The following is a 16891-nucleotide window of genomic DNA, read 5'->3' as shown; positions in this document are numbered from 1 at the left end:
TGCCGGGTATGAGCATTCTCTAGAACTCGTACCTCACCACTGATACTCCTCCGCAAGATAGGAGCATAAAGTGGCTGACAGCGTAATTTTCCTGTACTTACGCTTGCTTCTTTTTCGCTTGCCGACTTATGATGGACTGCCAACGCGCCGAAACTTACGTGCTGCACCAGTTGCAGCATCTCTCCCCTACCCTCTACTACCACGGCCTGCACCACACCCTAGACGTGGTAGCCCAAGCCGAGTCGCTAGCCGACGCCGAGGGAGTCGTCGACGTGCAGGAGCGGGCTCTACTACGCACGGCTGCGTTTTTTCATGATACGGGCTTCCTGACCACCTACCAAGGCCACGAGGAAGCTGGCTGCGACTTGGCCCGCCAAGCGCTACCCAGTATGGGCTACACCGCTGATCAGATTGGGCATATTTGCCGCCTAATTATGGCTACCCAGATGCCCCAGAACCCCGGCGACTCGCACCTGGCCCAAATCCTCTGCGACGCCGACCTCGACTACCTCGGCCGCCCCGATTTTCTACCCATTAGCAATACCTTGCTGCAAGAGCTACAAGCCCGCGGCAAAATGCAGGACCTACGCGCCTGGCAGGAACTGCAAGTGACGTTCTTGAGTGAGCACCGCTACTGGACACGCACGGCCCTACAACGCCGCGAAGCCGGCAAGCAGGCGCATTTGACCGCGGCACGAGCAGTGCTCAACGCTTAATATGCCTTCCGAAAGAGGTAGCGCACGTAGTCCGTCTCGTCTTTTCCACCGGTCTGGCTGGTTGTCGTTACTAGTTCCCAACCGTCGGCTGAAAGCTCCCCGAGCTTTTGCATCACAAAACTATCGTTCCGCTGTAGACGATCCGCAAATTTGTCTTGCGACAACGTGAGAAAACCTCGTTCCAGTTCTACTCCTGCCTGACCTTTGAAGGCTGGCGCAAAGTAAATTCGGAAGGGAATGCGCCCTGCCACCGTCATCTGCATAAAGTGGAATCGTGTTTGGGCAACGGCAGCAGAAGAGGATAGTAGCACTAGTAGCCCAAGGATTCCGGCCGTGCGTTTTAGGATATTCATCATCTTGTATTGATAAAAATAAACAGAGCCACCAAGATAGGTGGCTCTGCTACTATAGTAATCCAATACTTCGCTACTCCCGCTTGTTTTTCAATAGTTGCTTGAGCTGGGACAGCTCGTCGCGGAACTTGGCAGCTTGCAGGAAGTCTAATTCTTTGGCGGCGGCTTCCATTTGCTTTTCGGTGGTTTTGATGAGCTTTTCCAGATCGGTGCGGTTCATCATCGACACGATGGGCTCGGCAGCCAGAGCCAGGGCGCTTTCCTCGCTGGGGCCTACGTAGGCTTTGGGCTCTGCAATGCGGTAGTCGGCTACGGAGGTCTGGCCCATAATAGCCTCGCGTGACTTCTTCACGGTGCGCGGCGTGATGCCGTGCTCCTCGTTATAGGCCATCTGGGTGGCGCGGCGGCGGTTGGTTTCGTCGATGGCGCGCTGCATGGAGCCGGTCATGCGGTCGGCGTACATGATAACTTTACCGTGGTCGTTACGGGCAGCGCGGCCCATGGTCTGAATCAGGCTGCGCTGGTCGCGCAAGAAGCCTTCTTTATCGGCATCCAAGATGGCCACCAAGCTCACTTCGGGAAGGTCAAGACCTTCACGTAGCAGGTTCACGCCGATGAGCACGTCGATTTCGCCCAAGCGCAATTGCCGCAGAATCTCTACCCGGTCCAGCGACTTCACATCGGAGTGCACGTACTGCGACTTGATGCCCAGGCGCTCCATGTACTTTTGCAGCTCCTCGGCCATGCGCTTCGTGAGGGTCGTTACCAGCACCCGGTCGCCCATCTTCACGCGCTCGTCCACTTCGTCCAGCAGATCGTCTATCTGGTTGATGCTGGGGCGAATGTCGATTTCGGGATCGAGCAGACCGGTAGGGCGGATGATTTGCTCCACTACCACGCCGTCGGCCTGGGCCAGCTCGTAGTCGGCCGGCGTGGCCGATACGAACACGGCCTGCCGGTACATGCTCTCGAACTCGTTGAACGTGAGCGGGCGGTTGTCGAAGGCCGAGGGTAGGCGGAAGCCATACTCGATGAGAGCAGTCTTACGGCTCCGGTCGCCACCCCACATGGCCCGAATCTGAGGCATGGTGGCATGGCTTTCGTCTACCACCAGGAGGAAATCGTCGGGGAAGTAATCGAGCAGGCAGAAGGGGCGGCTGCCGGGCTGGCGACCATCAAAATAGCGCGAGTAGTTCTCGATGCCGGAGCAGTAGCCCAGCTCCCGAATCATCTCTAGGTCGAACTCCGTGCGCTCCATAATGCGCTTGGCTTCCGAGTCCCTACCCTCCTTCTCGAAGTAGGCATGTTGCTGCACCAAGTCAAACTGAATTTGCTTGATAGCCTCATTCAGCGTGTCTTTGCCCGTCACAAACAGGTTGGCGGGGTAGAGCGTCGCCGATTTCTCGTCAGCCAACTTCTTGCCGCTAATGGGGTCGATGCGGTGAATAGCCTCGATTTCATCCCCAAAGAAGAAGATGCGGTAGGCGTAGTCGGCGTAGGCTGGGAACACGTCTACGGTATCGCCCTTCACCCGAAACGAACCGCGCGTGAATTCGGCCTCGGTGCGCGAATACAGAATCTGCACGAACTGGTAGAGCAGATTGTTGCGTGAGAATTTCAGCCCCGGCGCCATATAAATGACGTTTTTGCCAAACTCCTCGGGATTACCGATACCGTAGATACACGACACCGACGCCACCACAATCACGTCGCGGCGGCCCGAGAGCAGCGTGGAGGTGCAGTGCAGCCGCAGCTTCTCGATTTCCTGGTTGATGGCTAGGTCTTTCTCGATAAACACGTCGGTGCTGGCAATGTAGGCCTCCGGCTGGTAGTAGTCGTAGTAGCTGATGTAGTACTCGACGGCGTTGTTGGGGAAGAACGTTTTGAACTCGCCGTAGAGCTGGGCAGCCAGGGTTTTGTTGTGGCAGAGCACGAGAGCTGGCTTGCCGGTTTCGGCAATAACGTTGGCCATCGTGAAGGTTTTACCCGTACCGGTGGCGCCCAGCAGCACCTGCGCCGGCTCGCCGTTGTTGATGCCCTCCACGAGTTGGGCAATGGCGGTGGGTTGGTCGCCGGTCGGCTTGAATTCCGAGGTAAGTTGGTAGTTCATGCAGCGGGGAAAGTAGGCCGAAAAGGTAGCCTATGATAACCGGATTTGCCGCGGGGAGGTTTCCTGGGAAGCTAAATAATCGAGGTGAAGCTGACGCATGCCGGTCCGACGCCGCAGGCGTCCAACCGGTATCGTGCTGCCCCTGGTGCCAGTAGAGGGTAGCGTCAGCATGAAGCTCGTGCCACGATACCGGTCGGCTAATCTGCTAAGCGTACATCGAAGCGGCCTTTGGTAATGCGTACTGTGCGCGTGCCGCCATCTTCCAGCAGCGTCAGGTCGAACGTACCTGAGGCAATACGATTGATGGTATCGAGGCGCGTGATGGTTACGGTGCCGGGGGCTGTCGGGCCGGTGTAGTATTGAATAGAAGGAGCAGGCTGACTGATAAAGAAGGAAGCATACCCTTGCCGACGCTCTCCTAAATTAATATCAGGTTCCTGCTGCAACGAGTAGGTACCGGGCTGTCGAATACCGACAAGATAAATATCAACCCCCGAAAATCTTGCTTTCGCGCTGTTGACTTGCAAAAAAGAAAGCCCCAGACTTGACCCGCGAGGAGTTTTACGCCAAAAGCCGCTCACAGGATTTCTGGTTGACGTCAGGAACTTGCCCTCTGGCAACCAAGCTTCACCTTCCAGCAAGAAGCCCGCGGTATTCTTGCCCTTCTGGGTCGCGTTTGGTAATCGATTAAATGGGTCTTTCTCGCAGCCGGTGAGCAGACATAGCACAATGGCACCCGCACACAATACAGTTTTCATTGAAATAGGTAGAGTTAGAATAATAAAACTGATCTGTTTAAATCGAAATGTTCCGCTAGGGCAACGTGCTACAAATTAGCGTAAGCCAGCCACAAGCTGTTTATAGGTATAGAGCAAGGTAATGAATTGGCACAAGCCTTTGAAAGGATCATACTCAATTGCATTGTTCATGCGTGATAAGGTCCTTCGCTCTGCTCAGGATGACAGACCTCCTACCCTTCTAACCCAACCACTCTTAACACAAGCGTAATAATCCCAACAAACTGAGGCAATATACCGCCAAGAGCTTTGCAGTCGATTTCATCGAATCTTCATTTTTCGACTGGTATATGCCCTATTTTCTACGCCGACTGCTCTTATTGAGCTTCTTAACACTATTTCTATCGCCGGTGCTGCTGGCCCAAACGGGTGCCATTCGAGGCAAGGTGCTGGATGGTACCCGCCTGTCGTTGCCGGGCGCTTCGGTGCGGCTGCCGGAGCTGGGCCGCGGTGCCGTATCGGATGAGGACGGCGCCTACTTGCTAGCCGATGTACCCGTGGGCACCCACCAGGTAATGGTTTCCTACCTCGGCTACCAGGAGTTTTCGACTACCGTGACGGTGACTGACCGCACTACCGCTACCCTACCCATCGAGCTGAGCGCGGGCACCAACCAAATGGGCGAGGTGCAGGTACTAGGTGCCCGCCTGCAAGGCCAGGCCAAAGCGCTGAATGAGCAGCGCACCAACGCCAACATCACCAACGTGGTAGCCGCCGACCAGATTGGCCGTTTCCCCGATGCCAACGTGGGCGACGCCCTCAAGCGCGTGCCCGGCATCACAGTGCTCAACGACCAGGGCGAGGCCCGCTTCGGCCTGATTCGGGGTACGGAGCCGCGCTTCAACTCCGTAACGGTAAATGGCGAGCGGCTACCCTCGGCCGAAGGCGGTACCCGCAGCGTGCAGCTCGACCTGATTCCGTCGGACATGGTGCAGGCCATTGAAGTAAGCAAGACCCTGACGCCCGACATGGACGCCGATGCCATTGGCGGCACCGCCAACTTAGTGACGCGCGCCGCGCCCAACGGCCTGCGCATCTCGGGCACAGCGGGTGCGGGCTACAATTTCTTATCAGAGAAGGTGCCCTACCTGGGCTCGCTAGTAGTTGGCAACCGCTTCCTGGATGGCAAGCTGGGCATTATAGCCAGCGGCTCCTACTTCAACCACCGCTTCGGTTCCGACAACGTGGAGGCTGCCTGGGACCGGGCCGAAGGCGAGCGGGACTACCTCACGCAGTTTGAAATCCGCAAGTACGACGTGCAGCGCATCCGGCGCAGCGGCTCGGTGTCGGTGGACTACCGCTTGTCGCCCAACTCTACCCTTACCCTGCGCAGCCTCTACAATGTGCGCGACGACTTTGAGAACCGCTACCGCGCTACCTACTCCGGCCTGGGTGTGCCGGGTAGCAACGGCCTGACGCGTGGCCGCTACGAAATTGAAACCAAAGGTGGTAACGGCAAGCACAATGCCCGCCTGGAGCGTCAGAAAACCTTCAGCAACACGCTTTCGGGTGAGCACCTGATTGCCAGCCGCGCCCGCCTCACCTGGGCCGGCACCTACGCCTACGCCTCTGAGAACCGTCCCCAGGAAAGCTACATCAGCTTCCGGACGGGCAACATCTCACTGCGCCCCAATACGATAGACGAGGAGCACCCCGTTGTGGAGCCAGCAGCGCCCCTCAACTATACCACTATCCCCTTCCGCCGCTACCAGTTGCGCAACGACAACACCCACGAGCGCGACCTGAACGGCCGCATCGACTTGCTCCTACCCCTCCAAACCGAGGGTCCGTTCATGAACAGCCTGAAGGTAGGCGGCCGCTACCGCGACAAGCACAAGGAAGTAGCCCAGCGCCGGGGCGAGCTGGTGACGGAGGAAGACGTGACCTGGAATTCCATTCCAACCGCCGATTTCTCCGATAATCATTTCCTCGCCAACGGCGGCAATACGCGCTACCGGATAGGTCCGGCTGCCCAAAACTCGGCGCTACCAGCTTTCCAGCAGCAGTTCAACGCCACTTATGAGGACAATACCTACGACAACCTCTCGGCCAGCTTCCGGGCTGATGAGCGGATTTCGGGTGGTTACGCCATGCTGAATCAACAGTTGGGCGCTCGGTTTTCGGCCATTGCTGGCCTGCGAGTAGAGCACACCTACATTCGCTACCAGGCTACCATTCCGGCCGATGCCACTGGTGAAGGACCTACTACCAATGCTACGGGCGTGAATAGCTACACCAACTTCCTGCCCGCGTTGCACTTGAAGTATAACCTGACCGACAACACCATTCTGCGGGCAGCTTACACCAACTCGCTGGCCCGCCCCGACTACGCTGCGCTGGCCCCTACCCGCACCGTCGATGCCTCGACCAACGAGCTGACCGAGGGTAACCCCGATCTGAAAGCTACTACCTCCACCAACTTCGACCTGATGGCCGAGCACTACTTCACGTCGGTGGGGTTGATTTCGGGCGGCGTATTTTATAAGGACATCAGCAATTTCGTGTTCACCACCACGGAGCTGAACTACACCGACCCTGTCACCGGCAACACGTTTCTGCGTTACAACCGGCCGCTCAACGGCAACTCAGCTACCTTGCGCGGAGCTGAAGTAGCCATCCAGCGTCAGCTCGATTTCCTACCCGGCGTGCTGCGTGGGCTGGGCGTGTATGCTAACTATACCTTCACGAGCTCCCGCGCCAATGGCCTAGCTGAGCGCACCTCCCTACCCGGCACCGCCAAGCATAACTGGAACACGTCGCTTTCCTACGAGAGCAAGCGCCTGACACTGCGCGTGTCCGTAAACCGGCACAGCGGCTTCGTCGACCCCGACGAGGCGTCGGTTACGCTTTCCGACGGCAGCACGGCCTTCCGCTACCTCGACCACCAGCTCCAGCTGGATGCCAACGCCGGCTATGCCTTCACGCCCAAGTTGCGGTTGTTTGTGGAAGCCAACAACCTCACCAACCAGCCCCTGCGCTACTACCAGGGCAACCGCAACCGTACGGTGCAAAGCGAGTACTACAATGCCCGCTTCAATGCTGGTCTGAAGTTCGACTTGTAGTCTTTTACCATAGCGGCCCCGTTCCCGACGCCACCAGCGCCGGAAGCGGGGCCGCTATGCATTTGTTCGCTTTCTTACTTTTTGGTTGTGCCCTCGGCAGCCAGCTTATCGCGTTTCGAATGTTTTTTTCTTGCTTCCCCCGCGCCTGTGCGGTGCTTTTACTGCTTGCCGCTGGCTGCCAGCGTGCTACCCTACCTTCCGCTACGCCCGGCGTGGCTACGGGTCCTACCCTTAAGCCTACTATCGTTACGGACCCCGTACGGCACGACACCGACGATCCGGCCATCTGGATCAACCCGAAAGACCCTGCGCAAAGCCTGATTATCGGCACCGATAAAAATTCTGATGGTGGCCTCTACGTGTTTGATTTGCAGGGCAAGGAAGTACCCGGTCGCACTGTGCACGGTTTGCAGCGCCCCAACAACGTAGACATAGCCTATGGCCTACCCCTCGGCGGCCAGCCTACCGATATTGCCGTGACGACGGAGCGCGAGCAGCAGCGTCTGCGCATCTTCCGCCTACCCGACATGCAGCCGGTAGACAACGGCGGCCTACCCGTCTTCGCGGGTGAGGCGCACAACCTGCCTATGGGTATTGCCCTCTACACCCGACCTTCCGATAAGGCCATGTTTGCGATTGTGGGTCGCAAGGATGGCCCTACCACCGGCTACCTCTGGCAGTACCGGCTAGAAGACGATGGCACGGGCCACGTGAAAATGACGCTGGTGCGCAAGTTTGGCACCTATAGCGGCCGTAAGGAAGTCGAGGCCATTGCCGTAGACAATGAGCTGGGCTACATCTACTACTCCGACGAAGGTGTGGGCGTGCGCCAGTACTACGCCGACCCCGCTCGCGGCGACGAACAGCTCAGCCTGTTTGCTACCCAAGGCTTCACCGACGACCACGAGGGCATCAGCATCTACAAAACCAGCAAGAAGAAAGGCTACATTCTGGTATCAGACCAAGGCGCCAACCAGTTTCACATTTACCGTCGCGAAGAAGGAAAAGACCACTCGCACGAGCTCGTCAAAGTTATCAAGGTAGAAGCCCTACACAGCGACGGTTCCGACGTAACGAGCGTTCCGCTGAACGCCCAGTTTCCAAAGGGCTTGTTTGTAGTGATGTCGGAAGGACGCTACTTTCATTACTACCGCTGGGAAGACGTAGCCGGGAAGGAGTTGAAGTTGTGAAGAAGTGAGCATAGCAAAACGGCTGTCATCCTGCGCTACGCGCAGGATGACAGCCGTTTTGCTATGCTCACTTCTTCACAACTTCACCACTCGTAACTACTCCGGCATAGTCAGGTAGGCACGCATTTGGTCCATCACTTCGCGTAGGGGCGGGGCAATGGCTAGTATCAGCGCCGTAAGGGCGTCGCGCTGGAAGTCTGCCTGCCATTGGTCCAGCTCGGCCACAGGCGGTATTAGGTGCTCCACGCAGAGATGGGTAAGGCCGGGCTTGAGGGTATGAGCGGCGGTTTTCAGGCGGGTCAGGTTGCCTTCCTGCAAGCCTTGCGTCAGCTCCAGCAAGATTTCCTCGCTGCTTTCCAGGAAGGTTTCCAACATAAAACGCACAAACTCCTGGTCGCCCTGCCCGATTTTCAACAGCTCGTCTACCCGGAACAGGGGCGGCGCGGGCACCGGGATAGGGGCCGCGTGGTGTGGGGCCATCCACTCGCTCACCACCTGCAGCAGCGCCGTTTCCTGGAAGGGCTTGGCCAGGTAGCCATTCATGCCGGCCGCCAGACATTTTTCCCGCTCCCCTTTAATGGCATTAGCCGTGAGGGCAATGATGGGGGTCGTAACCTGTAACTCATGACGCAGCGCTGCCGTGGCCGCGTAGCCATCCAGCACCGGCATCTGAATGTCCATCAGAATCAGGTCGAAAGGCTGGGCTTGGGCCAGTTCCACAGCCTGCTCGCCGTTTTCGGCCTCGGTTACCTGCACTTGGGCTTGCTGCAGGAAGGTGCGGGCAATCTGGCGGTTGAAGCGGTTGTCTTCTACCAACAGCACGTGCTTGTAGCGCAGGTTCTGCCGGATGGCGCTGTCTTCGGGCAGGATGGTTTGGGGTAACAGGTCGGAGGCAGAGCCTACGGGTAGGCTCAAGGTAAACTCCACCACTGTGCCCTGGTTTTTCTGGCTGCGCACCTGCACATCGCCACCCATCAGCTTCACCAGATTGCGGCAGATGGAGAGGCCCAGCCCGGTGCCGCCAAACTTACGCGTTACGGAGGCGTCTTCTTGGCTGAACTCCTGGAAGATACGCGCCAGGAACTCCGGCTCGATGCCCACCCCCGTATCCGTCACCCGAAACTGTATGACTGGGCCAGCGGCGGCAGACGAGGCAGTTACTACCTCGCAGGCCACTACCACCTCCCCGCGCTCCGTGAACTTAATAGCGTTGCCGGCCAGATTGAGCAATACCTGCGTGATGCGGTATGGGTCGCCGAGCAATACTGCGGGTAGGCGCTCGTCTAGCTCGGTGCGCAGGCGTAGGCCTTTTTCGGCGGCCTTGTAGCGCAAGGTCTGCTCTACCTGGTCCAGCAGCAGGGTAGGCGCAAAGCCCACTTGCTCCAGCGCCATCTTGCCCGCTTCCAGCTTCGAGAGGTCCAGGATATCATTAATAATGACGAGCAGGTTTTCGGCCGAAGTGGTAATGGCCTCCTGATAACTGCTCTGAATGGGCGTGAGCGGCGTTTTGGCCAGCAGTTGGCTCATGCCCAGAATGGCGTTCATGGGCGTGCGAATCTCGTGGCTCATGTTGGCCAGAAACAGCTCCCGCGCCCGCACCGCCGACTCGGCCGTGATTTTGGCGTGGCGCAGGGCACGCTCCGTGGCTACGCGCTCCGTTACATCCAGCCCGTAGCCCAAGATCAGGTGCAGGGAACCATCGGGGTGAAACACGGGCTGCAGGCAGCGCAACAGGTGCCGGTCGCCGTCGGGCCGCGTGAAGGTTTCTTCGTAGGTGACCAGTTCGCCGGTGCGGGCCGCTTCTTCCAGCTGCGCCTGCCGCTCACGGGCCATCGACTCGGGCCGCCCGGTACGCTGGAAATAGGCAAAATTGTCTTTGCCAATCACCCACTTGCGCGTTTCCGAGTCTTTAATACCGCGAGCATTCACAAACCGATAGCGAAACTGATTGTCAAACACGCCCACATCGGTAGGCAAATGGTCTAGCACAAACTCGTAGAAGGTGCGCTGCTCCACCAACCGCTCTTCCATCTGGCGCCGTTCGGTTACGTTTATAGCCATGCCCACCACCATACGCAACGCACCATCGGGAGCAAACACAGGGCGGTAATGCCGTTGAATATGCATCATTTGCTCTCCCATTGGCTCTTGCTCCTCCCACATGGCCGCTGTACGCGTCTGCACCACATGATCGAAACGCGCGCGCCGACGCACGGCCAACTCCTGAGGCCGCTGGCGGTGCGCGCAGTACGCAAAATCGTCCTGCCCGATAAGCCAGGTCCGCAGCTCCGGGTTCTTTATTGAGGCTGCGTTGACGAAGGTATAGCGATGCGCCGCATCAAACACCGCAATTTCTACGGGCAGCTCGTGCAGGATGGTCTCATACTGCTCCTGTTGCGCAACCAAGGCAGCCTCGGCGCTACGTAGGGCGGTGGTATCGTGCAGGTACAGCACTGTTTCGGAGCCGGCCGGTTGGATTACGGCCTCGTACTGGTTATCGGCTAGCGTTACTGGATACGAAGCTGGATGCGCAGTTGCCTCCATCAGGCGGCTCAGCGGCTCAGGCACTTGCTTTGGTGCTGGCGCCAGGAGCGCGCTACCGTGTTCATTGGCCATTACTACCTCGCCGCTAGCTGCTACCACTACTGCGGGACCCGGCACTACATCCAGCAACGCCTGAAAACGAGCCTCCTGCTGCCGTAGCTGCGTTTGTGCCGCTGCTACGGCCTGCTCCAGCTCTGCAATATATTTTTCGGCCCACCCGCGCCATAGCTGTTCGCTTTCTGGTGCAACGGATGTGCCCGCAGGGCCTGCAAAATGCTCAGAAGCAATGGTCATAAAGTATAAAATATAAAAGACTTAGCAGCAAATGTACACATATCTCAAACTATAAATAAGACATTACACAAATCACAAAATATTACTTATCACACTATTACCTCTATCCTTCTATAATTATTATCTTATTTAGTAGCACAATATATCGTTTGGCTTATTCATAGACGCGCATACTACTATTGGGTTGCTGGTGGTCTTGACCACAGGTAGGGCGCCGGTTCCAGCTGGTGCCGACTTTTAGCGCATTTGCTCCCAAGTCACGGGGCAGCTATGTCTGCGCTTTTCCTGTTCTGTGCTTTTTTGCCAGAACACCGCTCCTCTTTGTTCTCGTATCACTGATTTTGGCATAAACTACCTGCTCCTCCTCCGCATGCCGCATGCTACCTCTACCGCGTTCCTAGATCAGCTCGCCCTCGACGTGCCACCTGCTGAAAACCGGGCTTTCTCGTTTACTGATAAGCAATCGGGCTACTACTACGCCACTACCCACGCCAACGAGCAATCGGCCTGGCACGCCGGCTGGAACATTGCTACCCACCGCGTATTGCACGACTATGCAGTGCAGGTTGATGGTGCCCTGCTGGACCGCCAGACGGCCCGCGCACAGGTGTACCCCTATAAGCTGCAACGTACTTTCGCCGCGGCCCAGGAAGAACTGTATTTGTATGATAATCAGCCCGTAGTAAGCCTACGCCTTACAAGCGCGCAGGGAAACCAGCTCACTTGGCGCCCCGTTGGCGACCTGACGACGCCTGACACGGCCACTCCCGATGGTTTGTGGCTGATTCCCAAAGAGGCGCCTACCCACCGCCTCCTGGTAGCCCCCTGGTTCCCCGTACCTACCTCTGTGCAAGACGATGCCCTGACCGTACCGGCCGCCAGCGGTGGGTTTGTGCTGGTGTATGGCCACGCCAAGGAAAACGTGCTGGCACTGCTGGAGCAATTTCGGGAACACCACGCGGCGTGGCTACAGCAACGCAAGCAACGCATGAACACGCTGGTAGCCAGCACTAATCCCTTTACCAGCAACAGTCCACAGCTCGACAAGGCCCTACCTTGGCTGCTGCTGACTACCGATGAGCTAGTCACCAAGCAACAGGGCTGGGGCATCTACGCGGGGCTACCGTGGTTCAACGACTATTGGGGCCGCGACCTGTTCATTTCCCTACCCGGCGCCTGCCTCGTAACGGGGCAGTTCGATACGGCAAAGAAGATTTTACTGTCGTTTGCCGAGTTGCAAAATCAGGACCCTACCTCAAAAGACTACGGCCGCGTGCCCAACCGCGCCCGCCCCGATGCCATCATCTATAATACCACCGACGGCACGCCGCGTTTCGTGCTGGAGATGCTGGACTACCTGCGCTACTCCGGCGATACGGCCGCTATTCGGGAATTTTACCCGGCCGTGAAGCGCGCCGCCGAAGGCGCTCTGAAATACTGGGTAGACGCCCACGGCTACCTCACCCACGACGATGCCGATACGTGGATGGATGCCAAAATAAAGAATGTCACGCCGCTTTCGCCCCGCGGCAACCGTGCCAACGACGTGCAGGCGCTGTGGTACGAGCAGCTGCTGGCTAGCGCGCAACTGGCTGACTATCTGCACGACGACGCCAACGCCCGGCAGTGGCGCGCCGTGGCGGCCCAGGTACAGCAGCAGTTTCCGCAGGATTTCTTTGATGCCGAGCATCCCTACATGGCCGACCGCCTCACCAGCGCCGGCCAGCGCGACTTTCAGCTGCGCCCCAATCAGCTCTACGCCTACCCCCTGGTGCCCGACCCCGAGTGCCGGATGCAACTCACCAAGCTGGTGTGGCAGGAACTGGTGTACCCCTGGGGCGTGGCCTCGCTCAGCCAGCATGACCCCGACTTTCACCCCTACCACGAAAACTGGCACTACTACCACAAAGATGCGGCCTATCACAATGGTACTGTCTGGCTCTGGAACAACGGCATGGCCATGCAGCGGATGCTGGAAGAAAACCAGCCTGACATTGCCTACCAGTTGTTTGCGCATATGAACCACCAAGCGCTGGCCGAGGGCGCCGTGGGTAGCCTCAGCGAAAATGCCGATGCCCTACCCCGTCCCGGCCATACGCGAGGCAAGCCTTCGGGTGCGTTTTTGCAGGCCTGGTCCAACGCCGAGCAGCTACGCGTGTGGTACCAATATTTCCTGGGCATACGGCCCGATATGCTGCGCAACGAAGTGGTGGTGCAACCGCGCCTACCCTCAGCACTAACAGATGTAGCCTTTGCCGTGGCGGTGGGCGCGGGGCAGCTGCGCGCGCACTACCAAATCGGCGCCATCAGCACGTACTCCGTGCAGGCAGTAGGCGTAACGCCTACCCTCCGGTTTTCGCTGCCCGGTTTTGAGGAGGTGACAATGCCACTACCCGCGGGTGCCACGCTGCAAGTGCGCCACACGGGCGCAACGCTCGAAATAGCCCTAGCCGACCAACAAGGTAAAACCATCCGGCGGTTCTCGCACACTATCAGCCCTACCCTACAAGCCCAGCTGCAACAGCAGCAGGCGTTTTTTGCCGACACGCATTTTGCCGTGCCCTACCTGCAACCTGATCTGAAAAGCCTTAGCACCTACCATAAGCAGGCCATCAGTTATTGATATTCTATCAGATTATAAATTGCTTTAAATAGCAGTAAAAAGCCTGACCATTTCAGTGGTCAGGCTTTTTATCAGCGATAAATAATTAAATTATAAATTCACTACTTATTTCGATAAACTCATAATCCCATCGAAAAAATAAATAGTTTCACTATTCTCATCATCAATATATGCCTCTGGATACTGTTTGCCTTTCGGCGTAACATGCCATGCCCGCACAATCTTTGTTGGCGTAGAAGATGTTTTCACAGGATAATACCCTAATTCAGCGTCTACACATTTATTCATAAAATCTGCCGCTTTATAAAAGTTTCTCTGCTGATTATAAGTAGCAAATGCTTTAAAGTATAAGGTACGCACGGCACGCAAAGGCAACTTTCCTACTGGACTTAAGGTTGTAGTGAGCTTATCGCCAGATAGATAATAAAACTTACCGTCTTTAAAGTGATACCCAATCTCTCCGTAGAAGAAGGGCAGATCTCCGCTGTATTGAGCGACTTTTATATGTACATAAGAGTTACTCACTCCATTAAGAATAATAGTTTCTGTATCGTATTGTACAATACGCAGCCCTTGTAGAGGAATTGAATTTTGTTGAAAAAGGCGCGTGGTTGCAGTATAGTCGGCATCGGACACCCGATGCGTATCTTGCTTTACAGCTATTTTTTCGATGCACTCGCCTTCTGAGATAATCAGAGTGTCAGATTCTGTCTTGGAGCAAGATACCAGTAATAAGAAGGCAACAGATAATATGCCGTACCTTTTCATATTTTTTTGATATAACGAATTTGTACAGGCACAATCTGTTTAATGCCTCGTTGATGCGCCGCCAAACTCTATACTGGCTTCCACGCCCACTAGATAAGGCCGCGAGCGGCGCAGTAGGGCTTGGGTCGGGTCACGGTTGAGGGTGGTCAGGCCAGCCTCAGCAGTAGGACCAGCCAGGATGGCCCACGTGGCGCCAGCCGGGCGGTATTGCACGCCACCACCGCCGCGCACGGTGGCTATTACCTGACGGTAGGGCGAGTTGGCTGTGCTGATGGAGTATTCCCGTGTGGCGGCGGCCTCGTCGGCTACCTCTACCCGGCTACCCAGCAACAGGTCCACAGCAGCGCCTACCTTGGCGTAGAGCGACACGCCCGTCTTTTGGGAGCCGTAGCGCACGGCCACGGGCACGCCCACCGTGCGGTAGCGGTAGGAAGTAGCGCGTGGGGTAGTGGTATAGGCCACGGCCGGGCGGGCCGATGCAGCATCATTCGAGAAGGAGTTGGAAGGAGACGATTGATAAGCCGGCGTAGCGCGGCCGGCAAACGCCGTTTCGCTCTGTGCTACCGACGCAAACGACGTTTCGGAGGAAGCACGGTACTCGCCGGCTTCTACGCCGGCCAGCAGCACCCAGTGCTTGCCAGCCGGGCGGGCAGCCGTGAGGGCCACGCGCTGCCCTACCCCGGCGCGCAGGTTCTGCCGGTACTCGGCGGCGCCGGCTTCGTAGGCCACGTTTTGTACGCCCCGGCTATCCAGAAAGGCGAGGTTGTTGATGGCCGAAGCAGTGCTTTGAGCGCTGGCCTGCGCAAAATTAATGTTGGGATTAAACGACGACACGGCGTGTGAGCCGCCGAAACGCCACCCACCCAATGCTACTTTTTTCTTTTCTTCCTCAACTGGGGGCTCTAGGGCAGCCAGCATGGGCGGCGCGGCCAGCAAAGAAGGCTTCAGGGTATCGGGGTGGGTGAAGCGGCCCAACGTCGAGCCCAGCCGCGCCGCCCGCGTAGCAAGCAACTCCCAAGCGGTAGTACCCGCCTTAGTGCTTTGGCTGACCTCAGCGGCGGTAGCAGGCATATAGGCTGCAAACACTGATGACGAATTGCCACGCGAGAAAGCAGTGGTTAGCTCACCCGAAGCACCAACTCCAGCATCAACCAGCGACGTGCCGGGATACGCTGCTCGTCCTGCCGAGCGCCCGGCCGCTTGCGACACGACTGCTAGTAAGTGGTTGGCAGAGGATGCTTCCTCGCCCCCCAGCGCTGCGGTTAGTCCCGCTGCGTCACTTTCCGATTCCGTACGGCTGGTATCGGCTGCTACCGAAGTACCGGCCGCCGTAGCACTACGTCCGCTATGGGTAGCGGCATAGTCGGCAGAGGAGTGCCCGGCCGGAGTGGTGCTGGCCAGCTCGGGAGCAGTGGTGGTTTGCCATTGCTGCATCCCCAACCAGCTGCCCGCGCCCAGCAGCAGCAGTAGGCAAGCCGCTGCCACCCATCGATGCAGCAGCAGCCGCTTGCGGTAGGTTTCATTTTGTTGCACCAGCAAGTCGTGGTCGAGTTGCTCCCACAACTGGAAGCGGGGCGCGACTTCGGCCTCGCCCAGCTTTTGCTGGAATAGGTACTCCAGGTCGCCGGTAGGCCGGGGGTCCGGAGAGGTAGGGGCGGCTTTATTTGCGGAGGTGCCCATGCGAATGTTGCGCGTCGAGGCGCTCAAGTTTAGTCTTCAAAATAACGCGGGCCCGTGAGTACTGCGACTTGCTGGTGCCCTCGGAAATACCCAGCATCTCCCCTATTTCCTTGTGGCTATAGCCTTCGATGGCGAACAGGTTGAACACCATGCGGTAGCGCGGAGCCAGCTCTTGCACCATCCCCAACAGATCTTCGAAGGCATAATTGGCCAATACGAACTCCTCCCCAGCTAGGTCTTCGGGGTAGTCGCCCCCGTCGCTCACGGCCACCAGGGGCATGTTGCGGCGGTGCTGGCGCAGCGCGGCATTTACCATAATGCGCCGGATCCAGAACTCCAGCGGGCACTCGCGCCGGAAGCTGCCCAGGTTCTTAAATACGGTCAGGAACCCTTCCTGCAATACGTCCTCCGCCTCGAAGGTGGTTTGGGCGTAGCGCAGGCACACGGCCATCATGCGGGCAGCAAACCGCTCATAGAGATGCTTTTGCATCAGGCGGCTACCATTCAGGCAGCCGTCAATCAACTCGGCCTCAGTGAGTTGGGCGGGGGGCGTCAGGCGGCGCACTGCGGCCGTTGGGGCCGGTAGCTCCTCGGCGGTTTGCCGGCTGAACAGCCCGCGCAAAGCGCCCGTAGCACCCAGCGCATTAGCCAGCGCGCTCATTGGGCCCAGCTACCTGCGTAGGCAGCAATAGACTTTTGAGTACTAGCTCTAAGGGCGCAGGGGCAGCAGTAAGAATGCAACATACAACGCGGA

The 16891-nt window shown here is 57.7% G+C and carries 11 protein-coding genes; 4 read left to right on the top strand and 7 right to left on the bottom strand.

What is annotated here, in order from left to right:
• Positions 1-128: 128 nt before the first annotated feature.
• On the top strand, positions 129-716 hold the full coding sequence (locus MUN82_RS20510) for an HD domain-containing protein (RefSeq protein WP_245093444.1): 588 nt from the start codon (positions 129-131) through the stop codon (positions 714-716).
• Here the strand turns inward: MUN82_RS20510 and MUN82_RS20505 are convergent.
• From MUN82_RS20505 to MUN82_RS20495, 3 genes are all read right to left on the bottom strand, one after another.
• Complete coding sequence (locus MUN82_RS20505) at positions 713-1072, bottom strand: hypothetical protein (RefSeq protein WP_245093442.1); 360 nt, start codon at positions 1070-1072, stop codon at positions 713-715. The genes MUN82_RS20510 and MUN82_RS20505 overlap by 4 nt on opposite strands.
• Before the next feature lie 70 nt (positions 1073-1142).
• Complete coding sequence (gene uvrB / locus MUN82_RS20500; protein ID WP_245093440.1) at positions 1143-3179, bottom strand: excinuclease ABC subunit UvrB; 2037 nt, start codon at positions 3177-3179, stop codon at positions 1143-1145.
• A 197-nt stretch (positions 3180-3376) separates the two neighbouring features.
• On the bottom strand, positions 3377-3937 hold the full coding sequence (locus tag MUN82_RS20495) for a Riean_0653 family protein (RefSeq protein ID WP_245093438.1): 561 nt from the start codon (positions 3935-3937) through the stop codon (positions 3377-3379).
• Between the two features lie 329 nt (positions 3938-4266).
• Between MUN82_RS20495 and MUN82_RS20490 the strand changes: the two genes are divergently transcribed.
• Both MUN82_RS20490 and MUN82_RS20485 read left to right on the top strand, forming a co-directional pair.
• On the top strand, positions 4267-7038 hold the full coding sequence (locus MUN82_RS20490) for a TonB-dependent receptor (RefSeq protein WP_245093436.1): 2772 nt from the start codon (positions 4267-4269) through the stop codon (positions 7036-7038).
• 152 nt (positions 7039-7190) lie between these two features.
• Positions 7191-8228, top strand: a complete 1038-nt coding sequence (locus tag MUN82_RS20485) for a phytase (protein WP_311136411.1) — start codon at positions 7191-7193, stop codon at positions 8226-8228.
• 96 nt (positions 8229-8324) lie between these two features.
• Here the strand turns inward: MUN82_RS20485 and MUN82_RS20480 are convergent, their stop codons facing one another.
• Positions 8325-11066 (bottom strand): hybrid sensor histidine kinase/response regulator, encoded by a 2742-nt coding sequence (locus MUN82_RS20480; protein WP_245093434.1) that lies wholly within the window; start codon positions 11064-11066, stop codon positions 8325-8327.
• A gap of 370 nt (positions 11067-11436) precedes the next feature.
• Between MUN82_RS20480 and MUN82_RS20475 the strand changes: the two genes are divergently transcribed.
• A complete protein-coding gene (locus MUN82_RS20475) occupies positions 11437-13689 on the top strand; it encodes an amylo-alpha-1,6-glucosidase (protein ID WP_245093432.1) in 2253 nt (750 codons plus the stop codon).
• A 105-nt stretch (positions 13690-13794) separates the two neighbouring features.
• On the opposite strand, the gene MUN82_RS20470 is transcribed toward MUN82_RS20475, so the two are convergent.
• Genes MUN82_RS20470 through MUN82_RS20460 form a run of 3 tightly spaced genes read right to left on the bottom strand, consistent with a single transcriptional unit; the run spans position 13795 to position 16798 of the window.
• Positions 13795-14457, bottom strand: coding sequence for a hypothetical protein (locus tag MUN82_RS20470; protein ID WP_245093430.1), 663 nt, complete (start codon positions 14455-14457; stop codon positions 13795-13797).
• 39 nt (positions 14458-14496) lie between these two features.
• Positions 14497-16164 carry a hypothetical protein gene (locus tag MUN82_RS20465; protein WP_245093428.1) on the bottom strand — a complete coding sequence of 556 codons (1668 nt, stop codon included), beginning with the start codon at positions 16162-16164 and terminating at the stop codon, positions 14497-14499.
• Positions 16118-16798, bottom strand: coding sequence for an RNA polymerase sigma factor (locus MUN82_RS20460; protein WP_245093426.1), 681 nt, complete (start codon positions 16796-16798; stop codon positions 16118-16120). The genes MUN82_RS20465 and MUN82_RS20460 overlap by 47 nt, the downstream gene beginning before the upstream one ends.
• Positions 16799-16891: the final 93 nt, after the last annotated feature.

It is taken from the genome of Hymenobacter aerilatus, from assembly GCF_022921095.1.
Classification (GTDB): domain Bacteria; phylum Bacteroidota; class Bacteroidia; order Cytophagales; family Hymenobacteraceae; genus Hymenobacter; species Hymenobacter aerilatus.
Note: the sequence above shows the minus strand (reverse complement) of the source record. Positions and strands in the feature narration are given on the sequence as shown.